This window comes from Helicobacter monodelphidis, from assembly GCF_003288845.1.
In the GTDB taxonomy this organism is placed as follows: domain Bacteria; phylum Campylobacterota; class Campylobacteria; order Campylobacterales; family Helicobacteraceae; genus NHYN01.
In genome coordinates, this window is sequence record NZ_NHYN01000004.1 from 122817 (window position 1) to 142842 (window position 20026).

24 protein-coding genes are annotated in these 20026 nt (G+C 36.2%); 17 read left to right on the forward strand and 7 right to left on the reverse strand.

The window, feature by feature from the left end; translation table 11 throughout:
- Positions 1–34 precede the first annotated feature (34 nt).
- The gene (locus CCZ01_RS03180; RefSeq protein ID WP_112051787.1) at positions 35–1021 is read left to right on the forward strand and encodes a leucine-rich repeat domain-containing protein; all 987 of its coding nucleotides are present in this window, start codon (positions 35–37) and stop codon (positions 1019–1021) included.
- A gap of 85 nt (positions 1022–1106) precedes the next feature.
- Here the strand turns inward: CCZ01_RS03180 and CCZ01_RS03185 are convergent, their stop codons facing one another.
- A complete protein-coding gene (locus tag CCZ01_RS03185) occupies positions 1107–1997 on the reverse strand; it encodes a class D beta-lactamase (RefSeq protein ID WP_112051788.1) in 891 nt (296 codons plus the stop codon).
- 146 nt (positions 1998–2143) lie between these two features.
- On the opposite strand from CCZ01_RS03185, the gene exbB reads away from it, so the two are divergent.
- The 3 genes from exbB to CCZ01_RS03200 are packed head-to-tail and all read left to right on the forward strand — an operon-like array spanning position 2144 to position 3598.
- On the forward strand, positions 2144–2569 hold the full coding sequence (gene exbB, locus CCZ01_RS03190) for a TonB-system energizer ExbB (protein WP_112051789.1): 426 nt from the start codon (positions 2144–2146) through the stop codon (positions 2567–2569).
- Positions 2566–2946, forward strand: coding sequence for a TonB system transport protein ExbD (exbD, locus tag CCZ01_RS03195; protein ID WP_112051790.1), 381 nt, complete (start codon positions 2566–2568; stop codon positions 2944–2946). The genes exbB and exbD overlap by 4 nt, the downstream gene beginning before the upstream one ends.
- Complete coding sequence (locus CCZ01_RS03200) at positions 2912–3598, forward strand: energy transducer TonB family protein (protein ID WP_112051791.1); 687 nt, start codon at positions 2912–2914, stop codon at positions 3596–3598. The genes exbD and CCZ01_RS03200 overlap by 35 nt, the downstream gene beginning before the upstream one ends.
- Here the strand turns inward: CCZ01_RS03200 and uvrC are convergent.
- Both uvrC and CCZ01_RS03210 read right to left on the reverse strand, forming a co-directional pair.
- On the reverse strand, positions 3566–5413 hold the full coding sequence (gene uvrC / locus CCZ01_RS03205; protein WP_112051792.1) for an excinuclease ABC subunit UvrC: 1848 nt from the start codon (positions 5411–5413) through the stop codon (positions 3566–3568). The genes CCZ01_RS03200 and uvrC overlap by 33 nt on opposite strands.
- Entirely contained in the window at positions 5395–5808 is a 414-nt protein-coding gene (locus CCZ01_RS03210) for a hypothetical protein (RefSeq protein WP_112051793.1), read from the reverse strand. Before CCZ01_RS03210 ends, uvrC begins: the two co-directional genes overlap by 19 nt.
- A gap of 39 nt (positions 5809–5847) precedes the next feature.
- Here CCZ01_RS03210 and CCZ01_RS03215 point away from each other — a divergent pair, with 39 nt between their 5' ends.
- Both CCZ01_RS03215 and nadB read left to right on the forward strand, forming a co-directional pair.
- On the forward strand, positions 5848–6075 hold the full coding sequence (locus CCZ01_RS03215; protein ID WP_112051794.1) for a hypothetical protein: 228 nt from the start codon (positions 5848–5850) through the stop codon (positions 6073–6075).
- Complete coding sequence (nadB, locus tag CCZ01_RS03220) at positions 6059–7516, forward strand: L-aspartate oxidase (RefSeq protein ID WP_112051795.1); 1458 nt, start codon at positions 6059–6061, stop codon at positions 7514–7516. Before CCZ01_RS03215 ends, nadB begins: the two co-directional genes overlap by 17 nt.
- 27 nt (positions 7517–7543) lie before the next feature.
- Here nadB and CCZ01_RS03225 read toward each other — a convergent pair whose 3' ends face one another.
- Positions 7544–8572 (reverse strand): putative metalloprotease CJM1_0395 family protein, encoded by a 1029-nt coding sequence (locus CCZ01_RS03225; protein WP_112051796.1) that lies wholly within the window; start codon positions 8570–8572, stop codon positions 7544–7546.
- Between the two features lie 244 nt (positions 8573–8816).
- Here CCZ01_RS03225 and rho point away from each other — a divergent pair, with 244 nt between their 5' ends.
- Genes rho through tilS form a run of 4 tightly spaced genes read left to right on the forward strand, consistent with a single transcriptional unit; the run spans position 8817 to position 13243 of the window.
- Positions 8817–10151 carry a transcription termination factor Rho gene (rho, locus tag CCZ01_RS03230; RefSeq protein WP_112051797.1) on the forward strand — a complete coding sequence of 445 codons (1335 nt, stop codon included), beginning with the start codon at positions 8817–8819 and terminating at the stop codon, positions 10149–10151.
- Positions 10152–10154: 3 nt separating this feature from the next.
- A complete protein-coding gene (gene murI / locus CCZ01_RS03235; protein ID WP_112051798.1) occupies positions 10155–10898 on the forward strand; it encodes a glutamate racemase in 744 nt (247 codons plus the stop codon).
- 1 nt (position 10899) lies between these two features.
- Positions 10900–12234 (forward strand): 30S ribosomal protein S12 methylthiotransferase RimO, encoded by a 1335-nt coding sequence (gene rimO, locus CCZ01_RS03240; protein WP_112051799.1) that lies wholly within the window; start codon positions 10900–10902, stop codon positions 12232–12234.
- Positions 12206–13243: a tRNA lysidine(34) synthetase TilS gene (tilS, locus tag CCZ01_RS03245; protein ID WP_112051800.1), complete on the forward strand. Its 1038-nt coding sequence runs from the start codon at positions 12206–12208 to the stop codon at positions 13241–13243. Before rimO ends, tilS begins: the two co-directional genes overlap by 29 nt.
- Here tilS and CCZ01_RS03250 read toward each other — a convergent pair.
- Both CCZ01_RS03250 and CCZ01_RS03255 read right to left on the reverse strand, forming a co-directional pair.
- A complete protein-coding gene (locus CCZ01_RS03250) occupies positions 13235–14950 on the reverse strand; it encodes a hydrogenase small subunit (protein WP_112051801.1) in 1716 nt (571 codons plus the stop codon). The two genes, tilS and CCZ01_RS03250, sit on opposite strands and share 9 nt — an antisense overlap.
- Before the next feature lie 15 nt (positions 14951–14965).
- Complete coding sequence (locus CCZ01_RS03255) at positions 14966–15427, reverse strand: DUF4879 domain-containing protein (protein WP_112051802.1); 462 nt, start codon at positions 15425–15427, stop codon at positions 14966–14968.
- Positions 15428–15548: 121 nt separating this feature from the next.
- Here CCZ01_RS03255 and ffh point away from each other — a divergent pair, with 121 nt between their 5' ends.
- From ffh to CCZ01_RS03290, 7 genes are all read left to right on the forward strand, one after another.
- Positions 15549–16898, forward strand: a complete 1350-nt coding sequence (gene ffh / locus CCZ01_RS03260) for a signal recognition particle protein (RefSeq protein ID WP_112051803.1) — start codon at positions 15549–15551, stop codon at positions 16896–16898.
- Between the two features lie 106 nt (positions 16899–17004).
- Entirely contained in the window at positions 17005–17256 is a 252-nt protein-coding gene (gene rpsP / locus CCZ01_RS03265) for a 30S ribosomal protein S16 (protein ID WP_112051804.1), read from the forward strand.
- Between the two features lie 10 nt (positions 17257–17266).
- Complete coding sequence (locus CCZ01_RS03270) at positions 17267–17515, forward strand: KH domain-containing protein (protein WP_112051805.1); 249 nt, start codon at positions 17267–17269, stop codon at positions 17513–17515.
- On the forward strand, positions 17515–18054 hold the full coding sequence (gene rimM / locus CCZ01_RS03275; RefSeq protein WP_112051806.1) for a ribosome maturation factor RimM: 540 nt from the start codon (positions 17515–17517) through the stop codon (positions 18052–18054). The genes CCZ01_RS03270 and rimM overlap by 1 nt, the downstream gene beginning before the upstream one ends.
- On the forward strand, positions 18054–18761 hold the full coding sequence (trmD, locus tag CCZ01_RS03280) for a tRNA (guanosine(37)-N1)-methyltransferase TrmD (RefSeq protein ID WP_112051807.1): 708 nt from the start codon (positions 18054–18056) through the stop codon (positions 18759–18761). Before rimM ends, trmD begins: the two co-directional genes overlap by 1 nt.
- Positions 18758–19129, forward strand: coding sequence for a 50S ribosomal protein L19 (rplS, locus tag CCZ01_RS03285; RefSeq protein WP_112051808.1), 372 nt, complete (start codon positions 18758–18760; stop codon positions 19127–19129). Before trmD ends, rplS begins: the two co-directional genes overlap by 4 nt.
- Positions 19130–19346: 217 nt before the next feature.
- Positions 19347–19559, forward strand: a complete 213-nt coding sequence (locus CCZ01_RS03290; protein WP_112051809.1) for a 2-hydroxymuconate tautomerase family protein — start codon at positions 19347–19349, stop codon at positions 19557–19559.
- Positions 19560–19748: 189 nt separating this feature from the next.
- On the opposite strand, the gene CCZ01_RS03295 is transcribed toward CCZ01_RS03290, so the two are convergent.
- Positions 19749–19991 carry a hypothetical protein gene (locus tag CCZ01_RS03295; RefSeq protein ID WP_112051810.1) on the reverse strand — a complete coding sequence of 81 codons (243 nt, stop codon included), beginning with the start codon at positions 19989–19991 and terminating at the stop codon, positions 19749–19751.
- Positions 19992–20026: the final 35 nt, after the last annotated feature.

The following is a 20026-nucleotide window of genomic DNA, read 5'->3' on the forward strand; positions in this document are numbered from 1 at the left end:
AGTGCTATAATACACCGCAAAGGAGTAGTAGAATATGGAAAAATATCTCGATGTTTTGGTGTTATGGGCGACGAAAAATCATATTGAGAGCTACCAGGAAAACTTAACTTATGATGGACATATTTATTACACAGGTTTCCCAAAAAATAAAGATATTTTAAAAAATTTAATAGAAATTGATTTATATAATAATCGTATTATGGAACTTCCATTAGAAATTTTTCAGTTATCAAAACTCCAAAAACTTGACCTCTATAATAATTACCTGACGACACTGCCAAAGGAGATTGGTCGCCTCACTAATCTTCAGGAATTAGGCTTAGGTTGGAATAAACTTAGCAAAATTCCTGAAGAAATAGGTCAGTTGAAGCAGTTAAGAAACTTAAATTTAAGTAGTAATTGTTTGATTGAGATTCCTGAAAGTATTCAGAATTTACACAATCTTAGGAGGCTTTCGGTGCGGAATAATTTTTTGACTCAATTCCCAGAATGCCTTTTTTCCTTAAAGAAACTTGAGAGACTTGCTATAGGCAGTAATTTACTTTTGGAGATTCCTAATAAAATTCGGCTATTATCACAGTTAGAAGAGCTGGATTTGTATAATAATAAAATTTCTGAAATTCCTCCTGAAATTGGTTACCTCAAGAACTTGAAAAAATTATTTTTATGGAATAATAGCATCAAATCTTTACCGGTGGAGGTTAGTCAACTTGAGAATTTGGAGATTTTAAGTTTGGAGAGTAATAGATTAAGAGCGTTGCCATCTGAAATAGGAAACTTGAATAATTTAAAATCTTTATTGATAAAAGATAATCAATTAGAAAAAATTCCAAAAGAAATTGGACAATTAACAAACCTTAAATGGTTAGATGTTAGCAATAATCCTATCAGTGAATTTCCTAGAGAAATTGCTTCTTTGCATTCTTTAGAGGAGATTTACCTAAGCCCAAATTCTTTTAGAGATGAAGAATTGGAGTGGTTGAAGTCAACATTACCGAAATGTAATATTATTCAGTCTTAATATTGACGATTGAATGTGTTAAGATTCTTGATTGATGTTTTTGAATAGGCAATTTACCTTTGTAATGTAAATATATTTTTACTTTTTATATTTTATCAAATTTTATATTTATGATTTCCTCTAAACATTCTTTAACAAATGGAATTTGCGGTTTTTTTGTATTTGTTCCATGTGTATAGTTATGCAATGAATGAGAATCTGCGTTGAATGCAAAGGGATAAATAATACCTTTATAATCCAAGAATCCTACAAACCAAGAAATACCAGAGGAATCAAATCGAGTCAAACCAGTTTTTCCATAAAGGGTATAATTTTGACCTTTTTCTAACGCAATAATATCGATAACTTGTTGCTGATTTTCTTTGCTGAAAGGTAAAGAAAGTGTACTTAATCGCCCGATAAGGCTTATTTGTTCTTGTGCGCTAATTTTTAGGCTATTATCAAGCCAAAAATAATCTAATTTTTCACCGATGGTTTCATTACCAAAATGGAGGGTTGTGAGATAGTTTTGCATTCTTACTTTACCAAGTTTTTGTGCGATTTGCTGAAAAGCAGGAACTTGAGATTTGTGCATAGCATTTCTTAAATTTGCGTCACTTTTCCAGCTTTCTATTGCGACACTTTCTCCAGAATAATGATAAAAATTTTTGTCTACATTAGGGATAATCCCAGAGTCTAACGCAAAAAGTGAATGATAGATTTTAAATGTGGAAGCGGGCATATAGCGAATTTTTGAGCGATTAAAATCATTGCTATTATTTTTTATATTTTGTTTATATATTGTGGAATATTTTGGGCATTTTTCTATTTCTTCTTGGTTGCAAAAACCAGCTTGTATAACAAGAACGCCCTTTACTCCATATTTTTTAAAAATAGATTCTAACTTTTGATTGATGATATTGAAATCTTGTTGCTGCTGCGAGAATGCAAAAAATGTATTAGATAAAATAATAATAAATATAATCTTTAAAATCATACTAATTCCTTTTTTATGAAGTATAACAATAATTATCGTATCTTTCAAGGGAAATATTTATTATAATGCTATAAATTAATATTAGTCTTGACAATCAATACTAAAATAATGTAAAATCACTATACTAAAAAGAATAAGGATAGGTGATGGAGTTCCTCAAGGAATATATTGATTACATTATTTTTGCTATTTTGGGCTTGATGAGTTTTTGTGCTTGCTGGTTTAGCATTGAGCGGGCTTATTTTTTAAGTCGTTATGACATTGAAAAGTGTAACTCAAAAGAAGAATTAGAGGTAGCTTTAACTAACAATCTTTCTATTCTTTATATCATTTATTCTAATGCCCCTTATGTAGGGCTTTTAGGAACAGTGATTGGGATTATGATTGTGTTTTATGATATGGGGCAGGCAGGTGGTTTAGAGACTCAAGCGATTATGATTGGTTTAAGCTTAGCCTTGAAAGCGACAGCCTTAGGTTTATTTGTAGCTATTCCTACTTTGATGATTTATCATGCATTAATGAGACGCGTCAACGTACTCTTGCATCTTTATCAAGCAGGGAAAACTTCATGAAAATGCCACATAGCGATGGGCTGAATATTGTACCATTCATTGATGTAATTCTTGTTTTGCTTGCAATTGTGCTTAGCCTTTCAACTTTTATTGCACAGGGAGAAATTAAGATTGCCCTACCTAAAGCACAAACAGAAAAGTTGTCGAGTGATTCTAAAAGCGTTGAGCTTAAGATTGATAAAAAAGGTCAACTTTATTTAGATAATGTTTTGACGAATTTGGAAGAAATTTCAAACTACATTCAACAATTACAACGTCAAGAATGGATTTATCTAGTGGGTGATAAGGAAAGTCCATTGGATTCTTTTATTCAAGTCATTATTATTCTAAAGAGGTATCAGCATGAAAATTTTAAAATCATTACCGAACAACATTAAGTCACATTCTAATTTTGTTGGCATCTTTGGTGCTTCCTTGTTGCACATTCCTCTAGTGATTGCTGCTTTGGAGATTCAAAATACCCACATAATGCTTCCCTCTCAAGAAAAGTCAGAGATTGCCTTCTCTCTTGCGGCTTTGCAAACCATTAGCCCAGTTCAAGATTCTCCTAAGTCTGAAGTGGCTTCACAGCCACAACAACAAGTTGTGTCTACAAAACCTGTTAAAACACCAAAGAAAAAACAAAAAAAAGCAGATAATAAACATAAAAGTAATATAGAGAAGTATTCTCATAAAAGCATAAATAATTCTAAACAATCTGTAAATACAGAACCTACTCAAAAAACACAAACCTTAGAAAGAGTTGGTGGGAATACAAATGATCCTTTTTTGATTGAGGTTGCAAATATTATTGCTAAACATCAAAAATGGTCGCGTATTGCTCTAAGAATGAGATTGACTGGGAGGGTTATTGTGCGTATGGCGTTGAATGCACAAGGGCAAATAACAGATTTAAGGATCACACATACAACCGCACATGAGATTCTCAATAATCAAACATTATCAGTTTTAAAAACTGCCTCTATGTCCTTTCCTGCCCCAAATCGAGAACGTATTTTAGAGATCCCTATTACTTGGCGTTTGAATTGATTTGATGTTTTGGGCAATTTTCTCACCCACAACCTGTGAAAGTTCTTCAAGGCTTGCTTGTGAAATAGCTTCAAAACTTCCAAAGTATTGTAATAATTTCTTTAGGCGCGATATTCCTACTCCAGATGCTTCTAATAGCTGGATGTGGCGGTCATCTTCGCGTTTCTTTTTGCGGTGAAAGGTAATGGCAAAACGATGAGCTTCATCACGAATTTTTTGTAACAATTGTAGTCGTCTATCATTGGGTGAAAGATGAAAATCATCCAAATTGGTTCTGATAATATCTGCACTAGCACCTTTTGCACGATAAGCTTTAGAATCAACTTTTTGTTTTGCGATACCCAAAACATCAATCCTTGTTCCGTAACTTTCAAGAAGTTCTTGGGCAATTCTGATTTGTGCAATTCCACCATCAAGTAGCCATAAATCTGGCGGTGGATTAGATTCAAAGCTTTGGATACGACGAAAAAGCATTTCTTTAAATTGTGTATATTCATCTTGCCCTTCTAATCGATAATGTCGATAAGATTCTTTGTCTAACATACCATTTTCATAAACAATCATTGCGCCAACAGGTGCTTGTTTTTGATAATGAGAAGTATCAAAACATTCAATTCTTGATGGAATAAAATTAAGTTTAAAGAGTTGTTGAATTTGTTCTAAAATATTTTCTTCCTCTTGAGATTTTAGGAGTTGTGAGCGTAAACTTTCAGTTGCATTTTTTTGGCATAATATAACTAATTCTTTTCTTTGCCCCTTTTTTGGTGTAATAATTTTTATTTTGCGTTTATATATTTGATGAAGATAGTTTTCTAGTAAAGTTTTTTCTTGTAGGCGAATTGGTAGCAGGATGGCTTGGGGAAGGAGAGGTATATTTTCTTTAAAATGTCCCATAATCGCAGATTTAAATAATTCCTCTTCAGTGTGTTCCCCTCTTAGAATCTGCTCCTTGCTTGAGATAATTTTTCCTTCACGCATAAATAACCACAAAAGTAAAATTTTACCATTTTGTGATGCAGAAGCTAAAATGTCAAGGTTTTCAGATTTTGCAAAGTCAATTTGTGAATGGTGTTGAATTTTCTGAATTTTGGCGATTCTATCTCTTAATGTCGTTGCTTCTTCAAAGCGTAATTCCTTAGCATAATGTTGCATTCTTGATTTAAGAAGTTGATTTAATTTTTCTGGGTGTTGTAGGTGATAGAGTGCATTTTCAAAAATAATTCTGTATTCTTCTTGTGTAATTTTTTTCTCACATGGAGCTTTGCAACGTTGAATCTGGTAAAACAAGCAACTTTTTTTACCCCTTAAGCAACTTTTTTGTTGCACCAATGTAAATTCCTCATATAAAGAATCGAGTAACTCTTTTGCACCCATCGTATAAGGACCAAAATAGCGGATTCTTGAATCTTTAAATAGTTTTCTTGTTATTTCTAAACGCGGATATTCTTCAAATGGGGCATAAAAAATATAAGGAAAAGTTTTATCATCTCTTAAGAGAATATTATATTTTGGTTTTAGTTGTTTGATGAGTGAATTTTCCAAAATCAGTGCATCTTGTTCATTATTGGTTAGTAAGTAATGGATTTGTGTTGTTTGGCTAATCATTTTGGAGATACGTATAGAGAGATTTGGGGCAGGGCAGAGGTAGGGGGTGAATGCAAAATAACTCTTCACGCGTTTTTTGAGGTTCTTTGCTTTGCCAACATAAAGGAGTTGATGGCGGTTGTCATAATATTGATAAACCCCACTTGATTGAGGGAGTTCACTGATACTTTTTTTAAGGCTTTGTGGGAGAATTACTGGTTGATTCGCCATTCATGACTTCCAAATTCACATTGACTTAAGCGATGGATTTTGAAAATTTGTTCACGCATTTCTTCAAAAATTTTATGAATGCGTGGATTCTTTGCATTATTTTTGAATTCCCCTTCCGCACTTTCAATAAAACATTTTTCTTCAATGTATTCTTCTTGTCGTTGCTGATGATAGACCACACTAATGTCAATATGTTCAATAAAGCTTAAATCCCCAAAATGCGTTCCTTTAGTCATTTTTAATATTTCTCTTATTGTGTTTAAATTATAATTGATTTCACTTTTGTATGCGGGATGTTTCACGCAAATATGTAGCCGATTGTTGTTGATTTTTAGGTATAAAATTTTAGGCAAGAGTGAGGGCATACATTCTGCAAAGAGGCTCTTAAGGCTCATTTGTTCCTTAAGTTTGGCGAACGGGGGAGAATCTGTTAAATGATGAATAATTTGTTGTGCTGTTTTCATGGTGTAATGATAGCATATTTTTCTTTTTTTTTGGTAGGCTGTGGATACAAATCAGACCCGTATTACCATACTCCTACAAAAAAGGAAGGATTGGAATTGCTTTATGGAGATCCATCGCCGAGTGTTCCGATGATTGATGATGGAACGCTTGAGCATGGTGAATTGCTAATAAAGGGATCAAGTGGGACTCAATTATGATGTGATTATTATTGGAGCAGGAGTAGCTGGATTGTATACGGCTTTGAATATTCCTAAGGAAAAACGCGTTTTGATTTTGTGTAAAGAACAACCTTGGGAATGTAATACCTTTTATGCACAAGGTGGAATTGCTGTTGCAAAAGATTTAGAAGATATTGCGCAACACATTTTAGACACATTGCATGCGGGTGCTGGAATGTGCAATGTAGACTCTGTTGAAATTTTAAGTAAAGAGAGTTTAGAAATTTTACAAGATTTAATTGCAAGGCATGTGCCGTTTGATTGTGATGAGAATGGAAAATTGCTTTTCACAAAAGAAGCTGCCCATTCTACAAATCGTATTATTCACGCGGGCGGTGATTGTACAGGACGTGTTTTGCATAGTCATCTTATTACGCAAATTCCGCATACTTTATGGAAAAATGCAACCGTTACAGAATTGTTGATTGAGGAGAATCGTTGCTATGGGGTTAGCGTTTTGACAAAACGAGGGAATTATAATTTATACGCACCTGTTGTGATTATTGCAAGTGGCGGGCTTGGTGGCTTGTTTGAGTATCACACAAACGCCTATACTGTTGCGGGTGAATTGCATGGTATGATTTTAGAGCATGGCTTACGATTGAAAGATATGGAGATGTTACAATTTCACCCAACTGTTTTTGTAGATACTTCGCGTCCAAGAAAGCCATTATTGAGTGAGGCTTTACGTGGTGAGGGAGCAGTAATTGTTGATGAAAATGGACGACGATTTGTGTTTGATTACGACAAAAGGGGAGAGCTTGCTCCAAGAGATGCCGTTGCAAGGGCAATTTTTGATTATCAACAGAAAAATCAGTGTAAAGTTTTTTTAGATATTTCAAATTTTAAAGAGGAATTTTTTATTCAACGTTTTCCTAATATTTATCATAACTTAATGCTTTTTGGTTTCAAGATGGGTGATAAAATTCCTATTTCTCCTGCATTCCATTATGCAATGGGTGGGATTCAGACGGATACTTATGGACGTGTTAAAGGTGTGGAAAACCTTTATGCCTTGGGGGAGGCAGCTTGTACAGGCGTGCATGGGGCGAATCGTTTGGCAAGTAATTCCTTGCTTGAAGGTTTAGTTTTTGCAAAGAGAGCAGCCTTAGATATTATAAATAAGGAAATTATTCAACGAAGCATGCGTGAATTTCCTCTTCATGAAGAGCCATTGGAGAAAGAGCAAGATGGAAATTTAAAGAAAATCTTGCGTAATTTAATGTGGAATAAGGTAGGAATTATCCGTAAAGAGCGTGGATTAAATGAAGCATTAGGTGGAGTTGAGGTGATGTTGCAGAGTAATATTGGTCGCTTATTGCGTCTGCGTCTGTTGACGGCAAAATCAATCATTCAAAGTGCTTTACAAAGGGAAGACTCAATCGGTGCTCATTATAGGCAAGACAACGCTAAAAAATAATTCTAGCGTTGAGGAGACTAGAGTGCTTTAGGCAACAATTCTAAAGGGGGGGTTAGCCCGGCGTGAACGCTCCAGAGAATCTACATTTTCTTGATAGCTCTTGCGCCCTTCCTCTTTATGAATCTCTTGCGAGAATTCTTGGGAAAGCCGAATCTGTGCTTTCATCTCCATCATTGCAGCACTCGCTGCGACGCGATAATCCTGAGGACTTGGGTCACTTGGTGCCATTGCTGCGGCTTGAATTTGTCTTGCTTTTTGCACATCTTTTTTGGGGTCTCCTGTAGAACCGGTATCAATAGATACTTCTCCAGAAGTCGCATACAGATTCCCATCAGGTCCTTTTGTATAAGAATAACTTGCCCCTCCACGTGCCAATCCTCCGGCAGCTCCTAAATGTGCGGCTTCATGACTTCTTACATGTGCATCAGTAGCTTTTAGCTCCATCAAAAATTGTTGTTCACTGTGGTCAAGAGGTTCTCCGTCAGCACCTTTTTCGGTGGCAATATCTCCTTTAGATTCAGAATCCTTAATTTCTTCTGCTTGTGCTTGATCCTTTATCTCCTTTATAGATTGCGTTGCTTCAGCTGTCTTGGATTCTTCTATTACAATAGATTCTGCAGACTGTGATTTTTCTAAAGCCTCTAATTTTGCTAACTCTGCTGCTGCTTGACGTGCCTCTTCTTCAAGCCACAAATCAGATTTAACCTCAATTATAGCCCGTTTGATTTGCGTATTTTGTGCTTCTGCTTCCTGGCTAAGTGTAAATTGTTGTCTTTGTGCATAGCGAATCTCATTTTCTAGGGCAAAGCGAAATGCCTCTGCTGGATTTGTGTTGTGTTCTTGTAAGGTACTTGCAAAATTACCTTGAAAACCATAAACACTTTCCTTCAGCATATCCGTGACACGTGTACCTAACTGTGCTGATATAATACCCCACCAATCAAATTGTGTGGGCGTGTAAGCTGCCGAATATAGAGGATTAGTCGCATTGATTGCAGATACAGCGCCCTCCGTGGCGACAGGCATGACTGGTGCATATGAACTAGCAATTCTCATGATAAACTCCTTTTTACTACAAGTATTCTCTCATTGTAGCTTTTTTTTCTTAAAAATTAGATAAGTTTTTAGATAAAAGTCTTAAGATACTCTAAAACATCAGATTTTTTAAAAACACTTGACAGAATAGTTGTTTTTTGATTAAAATTCTGGAACACGGAAACAAATTTGAACTTCGTTTCTACCTTAAAATCTTTCCCAAAAGTGAAAGTTAAACTTCCTAAGCAAAAAGGATTCCAACATTATGAGCGAAAGCAATAATACTGCAAAAGTAAAAGAACCCTCCTCTAATGGGAAAACAAGGACACACACGCCTGTAGAGGGTTACAAGATTGAAGAATTACGTGCAAAACCTTTAGGAGATATTTTAAAAATTGCTCTGGAGTTGGGTGTGGAAAACCCACAAGAGTATCGTCGTCAAGAGTTGATTTTTGAAATTTTAAAATCACAAGTTAGTAAGGGTGGATATATCCTGTTCACCGGTATTCTTGAAGTAATGAGTGAGGGGCATGGATTTTTGAGGGCGATGAATGAGAATCTTTCAGATTCGCAAAATGATGCTTATGTAAGCAACACCCAGATTCGTAAGTTTGCCTTACGCAATGGAGATATTGTTACAGGGCAGGTGCGTCCTCCAAAAGATCAAGAGCGTTATTATGCGTTATTAAAGATTGAGGCAATTAATTATCAAGCATTTGAAGAGATGAAGAACCGTCCTTTATTTGACAATTTGACGCCACTTTTTCCCACGCAACAACTGAAACTTGAATATGACTCTTGTAAAATTACGGGTCGTATGCTTGACTTGTTTTCGCCGATTGGTAAGGGGCAACGTGCTTTGATTGTTGCACCTCCTAGGACAGGTAAAACAGAGTTAATGAAGGAGCTTGCACAAGGAATTGAACGCAATCACCCAGAGGTTGAATTAATTGTGTTGCTTGTTGATGAGCGTCCAGAAGAGGTGACAGATATGGAGCGGAGCGTAAAAGGTGATGTATATAGCTCTACATTCGATGTTCCAGCGATTAATCACATTCGTGTAGCAGAATTGGTTGTTGAAAAGGCAAAAAGAAGTGTAGAGATGGGGCGAGATGTTGTGATTTTGCTAGATTCCATTACGCGTTTAGCGAGGGCTTATAATACTGCAACGCCAAGCAGTGGCAAGGTTTTAAGTGGTGGTGTTGATGCGAATGCTTTGCATAAACCAAAGCGATTTTTTGGTGCAGCAAGAAATATTGAGCAAGGTGGGAGTTTAACGATTATTGCAACTGCCCTTATTGAAACGGGTTCAAGAATGGACGAAGTCATTTTTGAGGAGTTTAAGGGAACAGGAAATTCTGAAATTGTCCTTGCAAGGCATATTGCTGATAGAAGAATTTATCCAGCAATGGATATTTTAAAATCGGGGACGCGTAAAGAGGAAATTTTGTTAGGTGCCGAGAAACTGCAAAAGGTCTGGACATTAAGAAATGTAATGCAACAGATGAATAATGAAGTTGAGGCATTAAATTTTCTTTATGAAAAAATGCGTAGTACAAAAAATAATGAAGAATTTTTAAGTATTATGAATGAGGGTTAATTTTTGAGAGTAGGGGTTTTTGATAGTGGTATAGGGGGCTTGAGTGTTCTTAAGAGTCTTTTATATTCCCATGCGTTCAAACAGATTATTTATTTTGGAGATACTGCAAGGGTGCCTTATGGTGTGAAAGATTGTGAAACAATCGTTCGCTATTCTTTAGAGGCTTTGCGTTTTTTGGAAGAATTTGGGATTGACTTGTGTGTTGTTGCTTGCAATACTGCAAGTGCGTTTGGACTTGAAACATTGAAGCAGGAGGCAAAAATAGATGTTATTGGTGTTATTGAGCCAGGCGTGTTAGCGTTAACGAATCGTATTCGGGATAAGAATGCACCTATTTTGGTGATTGGCACAAAAGCAACGATTAAAAGTAATCAATATGCGGAGTCATTACAGAATTTAGGTTATAAATGTGTGTATAGTATCGCAACAAGCTTATTTGTCCCTTTTGTTGAAGAGGGTGTTACACAACAAGATTTGCTTTTTTCTATTTTTGATTATTATTTTAAGCATTTATCTTTTATTCCCGCCGCTATTATTTTGGGTTGTACACATTTTCCAATGTTGGCAACTGCATTGAGTGAATATTTTTCCAATAAACCTCTTTTGATTCACTCAGGAGAGGCAATTATGGAATATATCACTTCTTGCTATACGCTTGAAAAGTATCCCGATACAGAAGTTTTATATTTTGCAAGTGAGAATGTGGAATCCCTAAAGCAGACAGCAAAAATATGGTTAAAGGGCTAAAATGCAAAGAGAATCTAAGAAGTTGCATTTAATTTCTTTAGGTTGCGTTAAAAATCTTGTTGATAGTGAGGTGATGTTAGGGCAACTTAAAGATTATGAGGTGATTGATGATATTCATTCAGCTGATGTTATTATTGTTAATACTTGTGGTTTTATTGAGGCTGCAAAGTCAGAGAGTTTAAGAGCAATTTTTGATGCAATGCGTGACCGAAAGGAGGGTGCAATTCTTGTTGTTAGTGGTTGTTTATCGGAACGCTACCGGCAGGAACTTCAAAAAGAGATGAGTGAGATTGATATTATCACAGGAGTGGGCGATTATGACCATATTTTAGAGATGATTGAACAAAGAAAGGGAGAGTTTACGCCACAGACATTTTTAAATGATGATTCCCATGAACGTGTAATCACTGCTTCTGTGGTTCATGCTTATGTAAAGATTAGCGAGGGCTGTAACCAGCAGTGCAGTTTTTGTGCGATACCACAATTTAAAGGTAAATTGCAGTCGCGTGGCATTCAATCCATTGTCAAAGAAGTACAGAATCTTATAGCAAAGGGTTATTGCGATTTTTCATTTGTTGCACAAGATTCAAGCTCATATTTGCTTGATAAGGGTATTAAGGATGGGCTGATCCAGTTAATTAAGGCTTTAGAGCAAGTAGCAGGTATTCGAAGTGTGCGTTTTTTATATCTCTATCCATCGACCACAAGCCTTGAGTTGATTGACTGCATTGCCCAATCACCCATTGTTCAAAATTATTTTGATATGCCCATTCAGCATATTTCAGATTCTGTATTGAGACGTATGCGACGAGGCGTGAACGCAAAAAAACATTTGGAGATTTTAACAAAAATGCGGGATATTCCGGATTCTTTTATTCGTACTTCTTTAATTGTGGGTTATCCTGAAGAGAGTGAATTAGAATTCAATGAATTGAAAGCATTTCTAAATAATTTTAGCTTTGACCGTGTCAACCTTTTTGGTTATTCTGATGAAGAGGGGACTTGGGCGTATCAGAATAAAGCTGAATCTAAGATTAGCCAAAAAATAATCCATCAACGTTTGAAGCAGCTTGATTCTATTGTGATTCAACAGCAAAAGCAATCCTTGCAAAAGATGAAGAACTCTATAATACCAGTGATTTTAGAGGGCGAAAGCGAGTATGATTTTTTATATAAAGCAAGGGATATGCGTTGGGCTCCTGAAGTTGATGGTGAAATTTTAATCAATGAGGTAGAATATGAAGGCGATTTGAATCTTGGCTACTATCTTGCACGTATCACAGAAGTCTCTGATGAGGGGTTTTTGATTGCAACACTTGTGCAAAAATATGATTGAATTATTGGGATACGATACCTTAAAAACAACAAAGAATCTTCTTGCATTCTCTGGCGGTGTTGATTCTTCAGCGTTATTTTTTTTATTATTAAAGCATAATATTTCCTTTGATATGGCATTTGTCAATTACCACACACGTCCTGAAAGTTGTTTGGAACAAGATTATGCACTTACACTTGCAGAGCAGTATCAAAAAAGGATTTTTATTCATTCTTCACCTTGCATTGTATATAATTTTGAGCATGAAGCAAGGCGGGTGCGATATAAATTTTTTGAACAAATTATTCAAAAAGAAGGCTATGAATCTTTGATTCTTGCACATCAATTAAATGATCGCTTAGAATGGTTGTTGATGTCGGTGTTGCGGGGTGGGGGATTGTCTAGCTTGATTGGGGCAAATTTTTTAGAAAAGAGGGGGTTAAAAACCTCTTATTTTTTGGTACGTCCTTTGTTGCATACGCCAAAATCAGTACTATATTCATTTTTGCAAGATAATAACCATCATTTTTTTGAAGATGAATCTAATAATGATAAAAAATATAAACGCAACCAGATTCGCCAGATTCTTCCACAAAGTCTTATTGATGCGCATGTGAAGCCTATTGTTCAAAGCTTTCAAATTTTACAGGAAGAATGCAGAGTTCTTTATCCTTTTACATTTCATATTCAAGAAGAATTAATTTTCTTTTTAATGGATGGTGATTTACAAAACCTACAGGCCATTACAAAGGCTTGCAAGATTCTAGGCTATGTTCCATCTCTAAAGCAAAGAGAAGAGATACTTAAACAATCTTTTGAGGGAGTGATAGGTGGAGAAATTGCCGTGGGTATTTTTCGTAACCATATTCTTGTGTCTCCTTTCAAAAAATACCATATCCAGCATTCTTTAAGAGAACATAGGAAGTTTAAAGAAAGAATGCGTACCTTAAAGATCCCTCTGCATATTCGTCCTTATTTGTCCCATTTTCCACATTTGCTCAATAGTTTAGATACTATCTCCTTAGACTAAAATATAGATTCTTTCTTGAAAAGGTTTTAGTTTTTTAAGGGTTTTTTCACGCAATAAAGAATCGGCAAATCCATCACCACATAGCCATAAATGCTGTGTTTCTTGTTGTCTGGTAATCTCTAAAAGAACCTCCGCAATATCATTTGCATAGCTAACAATAGCACCATACGCAAGCCCGTAGCAATCAAGCCCACCAATGGCGTATGCAAGATAATTTATTATAAATTTAGAATAATCAACCTGCCACAGATTATCTTTTTGTTTGAATTTGAGCGGATAGAGACTTTCGTGTGGGTGATGAAAAGCATGAGCTAAGTCAAAAAAATCCTCATTCTTTCCTATCCATAGAGCTAAAGTTTTATAAAAATCAAATAAGTTTTTACTCATTTCTTCTGCCAATGGAGGTAATGATGTATAAGCGTCTTTAAAGTTTAAAGAGTAATTCTGAAACAAAGAGGCTTGTTGTTTTGTTTTATTTTGTAATTTTTCAAGAAGCAAACGTGGATTTGTTTCAAATTCAAATTGACTGATTGCAACAAGTTGAGAATCTTGAGAGCAAAACAAGTAGCTTTCATAATTGTGGTCAAGTACAATCCCTAAAGTGTGTTCTTTGGTTAAGAATGGTGATTGATTCAAGGATTCTAGTGAATAATTGGGTATTTTTGTGCTACAAGTTTGATAGGGCGGTAGTTTGGGCTGAATAACAGGTGTTGGAAAATGGTAGATATTATTTCCCATTGGCTCTTCAAATTGTGCCATTGTATCCCAGAAATCAGGCTCTGAACAACCAAGACAGCCATGTCCGGCAGCGATGGGCCAACTGATTTTGTCATTAAATTTGATTTTTGGACAATTATTAAAAACATAGGGACCTCTGCAACCAACCTTATATAAGCATGCCCCTGCTATAGCTTTTTCATCACCAAATTCTTCAACAAATTCACCGGCTAAAAATGCACTTTTTCGTTCACATAAATCATGCAAACATTTACCATAAGCCCAGAGTGGACGCCCCAAATCATCACTTTCAGGAGTTTCACCAAATAGAAAAAAACTCATCAAGCTAACCGCAATATTACGGTCGCTTGGTGGGCAACCAGCAATTTGCACAATATCTTTGTGTGGTAATAATTCTTTAATGGGGTAGGCGTGGGTTGGATTGGGATAAGCGACTTGAATGCCTCCATAGCAAGCACAAGAACCCACAGCAAAGATGGCAAGAGCCTTTTCTCCTAATTCCTTAATTTCATCGGCCCCACTTTTACCCCCTGAACCGATGGTAACATAAAATTCACCACTCCCTAATGAAATACTTCCCTCGACCAGAAGGATATATTTTCCTTCCTTAACAATACGTTCCAGATTTTCCTTGCATTGATGTCCGCTACCTGCCATTAGCATATCGTGGTATTCAATCCGCATAACATCAAAAATCAAAGTTTCAAATGTGGGTAGGGAGCTGCGCAAAATGCTTTCGCTACAACCTGAACATTCTTCCATATGCAACCAAACAATTTTTATATCTTCAAGTGTTTCTAAAATTTCTGTTGTTGTTTCCAGTGATTCTTTAGGAATGGAAAGAAGTTTAAGGTTTTCTGCAATCCACTTTTGGGATTTCTCGTCACGCAAGGAAATAGATTTTTGTTGTTTGTTTCCTTGTAACTTCAGAGATTCTAATCGTTGTTGTAGTTTTTCTGTATTTTGCACGGTATATAGCTCCTTTTATGGGATAAAGATAGTGACATTCTTGCTACCGCTACCATCAACTGAAGGACTTTGATAGAAGAACTGTGTTCCTGTAATTTTACCACCGACATCCCAGAGTGTCAAAAAGCCATCAACAATTCCATCTCGATTAGTGTCAATCTCCCTTGTTGCAAGAATTTTTGAGGGTGCTCCACCATAGGTTGCAAAATCTCTACTTCCTCCACCATAACCACAAACGAGAGTAACAATTTTAAATTCATCATCGTTGTGTTCTTGGTAACTACGCGTTTGCCCATAGTCAAAGTTTTCGATGCCACCTCCATTTGAGAGAATTCTAACAACTTCTACGCGTGTAACTTGTGGAGCTTTTTTCCCCGCTGTTGGGCAACGAACGGAAATATCATTAAATTCGTATCCTTGAAAATTTGCTGCAAAGCCCACATTCCACATTATTAAGAATGTTATAAAAAAACGCATTTTTTGTCTCCTTGCCTTGAAAAAATTTGCAACTCACAAGCAAACAGAGTTCCAGCTATCCTTAATGCGACATTAACTATTTTTAAGCTAAAATGGTGGGCAAAAAATTAGGAGTAAAGTAATGTTTGATACCTTAAGTGAATCCTTTAAGGGTGCAATCAATAAAATTCGCTTTTCCGACGATGAAAAGTCGTTAAAGCGGGCGTTAGACGATTTGAAAAAGGCATTATTGAAGGCTGATGTGCATTTTAAGGTTGTCAAGGAGCTTTTAAGGCATGTCGAGTCTCAAACAAAACAAAAAGGTATCGGGCGGGAGAATTTTTTAGAAGCAATTAAAAGCGGTTTAAATGCAGTTTTAGATAGAGGTGGCCATCAGGGGTTTGTATTTTTTCATACGCCACCAACAATCGTTTTAATGGTTGGACTTCAAGGTAGTGGTAAAACAACAACAACAGCGAAGTTGGCACATTTTTTGAAAGGTAAGGGTAAAAAAATTCTGCTCGCGGCTTGTGACTTGCAACGATTGGCTGCTGTGGAACAATTACGGCAATTAAGTACGCAAGTTGAGGTAGATTTTTTCGCACTGGATAATGAGAGTAATCCCGTTGAGGTTGCTAAACAAGCTTTGAAACAAGCGGAATCTGGGCTCTATGATGTGCTTTTGTTGGATACTGCTGGGCGATTAGCGATTGATGAAGAATTGATGGCAGAATTGAAAGCAATTAAAAATGCAATTAATCCTTTTGAAACATTTTATGTTGCTGATAGTTTGAGTGGACAAGACGGTATTCGTGCTGCTAAAACTTTTCATCAAGAAATTGGTATTAGCGGTGTGATTTTAAGCAAATTTGATGGCGATAGCAAGGGGGGGATTGCACTTTCTGTGGCGTATGAATTGGAATTACCTTTGCGTTTTATTGGTAATGGTGAAAAAATTGCTGATATTGAGCCTTTTATTCCTGAACGTGTTGTCGGGCGTTTGATGGGAGCAGGGGACATTGCAACTTTGGCAGAAAGAAGTGTAAGCGTTATTTCTCCTAAGGAGGCAAAGGAAGTTGCCAAAAAAATTAAAAAGGGTAGCTTCACTTTTAATGATTTTCTTGCACAGCTTGAAAATGTGAAGAAACTGGGTTCTATGCAGTCTATTATATCGATGATTCCTGGAATGGGCAATATGGCAAGTGCACTGAAAGATGTCGATTTGGAAAATTCAGTGGAGATTAAACATATTCGTGCAATTGTGAATTCTATGACACCAAAAGAACGCGAAGATCCTTCATTGTTGAATGGAAGTCGTCGCAAAAGGATTGCAAATGGGGCTGGATTAAGTGTTGCTGATGTAAATCGATTAATTAAGCAATTTGATAATGCAGCAAAGATAGCAAAGAAGTTTTCCAATAAAAAAGGCGGAATGGCTGATATGATGAATCTTATGCAACAAGCTAAGATGGGGCAATTAGGGAGAAAATAGATAGAAATTTTAAAAGAATATACTATTTTCTAAATATCTAGTGAAATTTTAAGCGTTAATGGCTTAAAATGGCGTTTTTATTTTATAGAATATTCAAGGAGTTATTATGACTGTGGTGAGATTAACCCGAATGGGTCGCAAAAAAAAGCCTTTCTATCGGATTGTCGTAACAGATAGTCGCAAAAGACGAGATGGTGGCTGGATTGAATCTATTGGTTATTATAATCCATTAAAAGAAGAAGATAGAGTGAAGTTTGATATGGAGCGTTTGAAGTATTGGGTTGGTGTTGGTGCAAAGATGAGTGAAAGAGTTGCAATTTTAACAGGTCATAAAACAGCCCACCAATCAAAAGCGTAAGGATAGAAGCGTGATTGAACGATTTGTGGAACAATTTGTTCATAAGATAGCTATTAATCCCTCTGTTGTACGTGTTGAAAGTGAAAAGATTGAGAGTAATTTTATCCAGATTACAATTTTTGCGTCGAGCCAGGATACTGGTCGCTTGATTGGTAAAGATGGCAAGATGATAGGAGCAATCAAGACACTTGTCGCAGCTTGTAAAGCTAAGAATGGTTGTTCCTATAAAATTACGGTTAAAGCCGTTGATGATTTTTAATGAGTCAAAAAGTCATTGTTGGTAAAATAGGGCGGAGTGTTGGTTTAAAAGGTGCAATGAAGCTTTATTTGTTAGGCGATTTTCCAGATGTTATTTTGTCTGGACGGTCTTTTTTTTGCAATCGGCAGTCTGTCGTCATTCAGCAATATGATTCTAAGCAATCCCTTATTTTCTTTGAAAATATTACCACACCTGAAATGGCAAGAGTTTTTGTTGGGCATTTTTTAAGTTGTTCTGAAGAGCAAACACGTCAATGGTGTGCCTTGCAAGAGGGGCAGTTTTTTTGGTTTGAGATTATTGGGGCTAGTGTTATCGAAAGCAACGAGACTTTAGGAGAGGTAGTTGAGATTGAACGTATCGGTGATATCGATTATTTGGTGATTCAGACTCATCAGGATTTACAAAAAAAGGGTGAGCCGAGTCGTTTTATGCTTCCATACACCGAACGTTTTATTGTTCAGACAACAAGGGTGGTGGGTTGTCCGGAGTGTATAAAAATCATCACTCAAGGGGCTAAAGATATTTTGCAGGCGAGTTGATGCATTTTAGTTTTTTAACGCTTTTTCCCTCATTGCTTGAGGGTTATTTTAAGGATTCTATTCTCAAAAGAGCAATAGATGAGCGGTTAATTTCCCTTTCTATTATTAATTTTCGGCAATTTAGCTTAAATCGTCATCATAAGGTGGATTCTCCTCAAATTGGGGGTGGAGCGGGTATGGTTTTAGATTCTTTACCTTTGTACAATGCTTTGGGGCATATTCGTTCGCTTGACCAAAATGCACATATTGTTTTTGTTCTTCCTGTTGCTAAACCTTTCAGGAGTTGCGATGCTAAGCGACTTGCACAACAAAAAAAGCATATCGTTTTTGTGTGTGGACGTTATGAGGGAATTGATGAACGTGTAATTGAAGAATGTGCTGATGAGGTTTTTTGTTTAGGTGATTTTGTTTTGACAGGTGGAGAAATTGCTGCTTTGGCATTTTGTGATTCAATTTCAAGGTATGTTGACGGTGTATTGGGAAATGAAGAATCCTTAAAAGAAGAAAGTTTTGAATCATATTTGCTAGAGCCTCCATGTTTTTCTAGGCAAAAAATAGACCATTTTCTCTTGCCACCTTCAGAGTATTCAAAGGGAAATCATGCTAGAATAAAGGCTTTAAAAGTGAGATTTTCAGAGGCAAAAACGCGGTATTACCGCCCAGATCTTTATCAAAAATACTTACTATACCAAAAGGAATGTAAATGAAAAATAGGTACATTGCGGATTTTGAAAAGGCACAAATAGGCAGTAAAGAGATTCCACAATTCAAGGCAGGGGATACCTTGAGGCTAGGTATCCATATTAAAGAAGGTGATAAGAGTAGAGTTCAGTACTTTGAGGGTATTTGTATCGCAGTTCGTGGTGAGGGTGCAGGAAAAACTTTTGTTACTCGTAAAATAGCGGCAAATGGAGTGGGTGTGGAGAGAATATTTCCGCTATATAGTGATAGCTTGGAGAGTATTAAGCTTTTACGCGTTGGACGCGTTCGCCGTGCAAAACTCTATTATTTGCGTAATCGTAGTGGTAAAGCAGCACGTATCAAGGAAGTTAGAAAGAAAGTTGCTGTAGCGTAGTTGTTTGTGTGAGGGATTTTCACTAGGTTTGAGGTGAAATAACCTTCCCCCCCTTTTTTCTCCTTTGCCATTTTCCAAAATTTTTCTCTTCTTTTAGGATTTTTTAATTTTTTATATCTTTTCTTATTTTTAGAGGTTATAAAAAGGTAGAAAATGTTTTGAATGTAAAAATTTGACTAGGATTAGACTTAAATATTTTAAATTAAAAAGGAATAATATGCCATTTGTCAATATCAGAATCACAAAAGAAAATGGAGAGCCTACAAAGGAGCAAAAAGAGGAGATTATAGAGGGTGTTACCGATCTTTTAGCCAAAGTGCTAAAAAAGAACAAAGCTTCAACTATTGTCATTATCGATGAAATCGACACGGATAATTATGGGTTTGGTGGCAAGAGTATCACGGAAGTGAGAAAAGAGGTGAAGAAGTAGAATCGCGGGACTAAGTCAATCAAATTATAGAATTGGTGTCTTAAAAACATGGGGTTCTATCTTAATTTTCTAAAGCTAGGAAGCTGAATGATAGCTTGTGAGAAAGATAGGATTTCTTGTTATTTCTGCGTTATTTTTTAATATTTATTTTGGTGAGCAATCGTATGCAACTTGTCTTAAAGAAAGATTCTAAGCGGTTTTGCTCTTTTTATTGTTGTATAGAATCTTACTTTTTGCACCCTTGCAATATAAGCCACCATACAAAAACAACCAAAATGCCCATGCACAATTAATCTTAGTAATATCCTTGTGGATAGGGATAATCGCGTGTATTTGCTTGACTTTGGCAAAAGCTATTTTCTCGCTAATTTGGAGAAAAAAAACAATCCGCCCCGCCCACACACAACCCAAAAAAACAAACCGCCCCCGCACCTAAGCACAAAAGGGCATAGAACATTCATAAATGC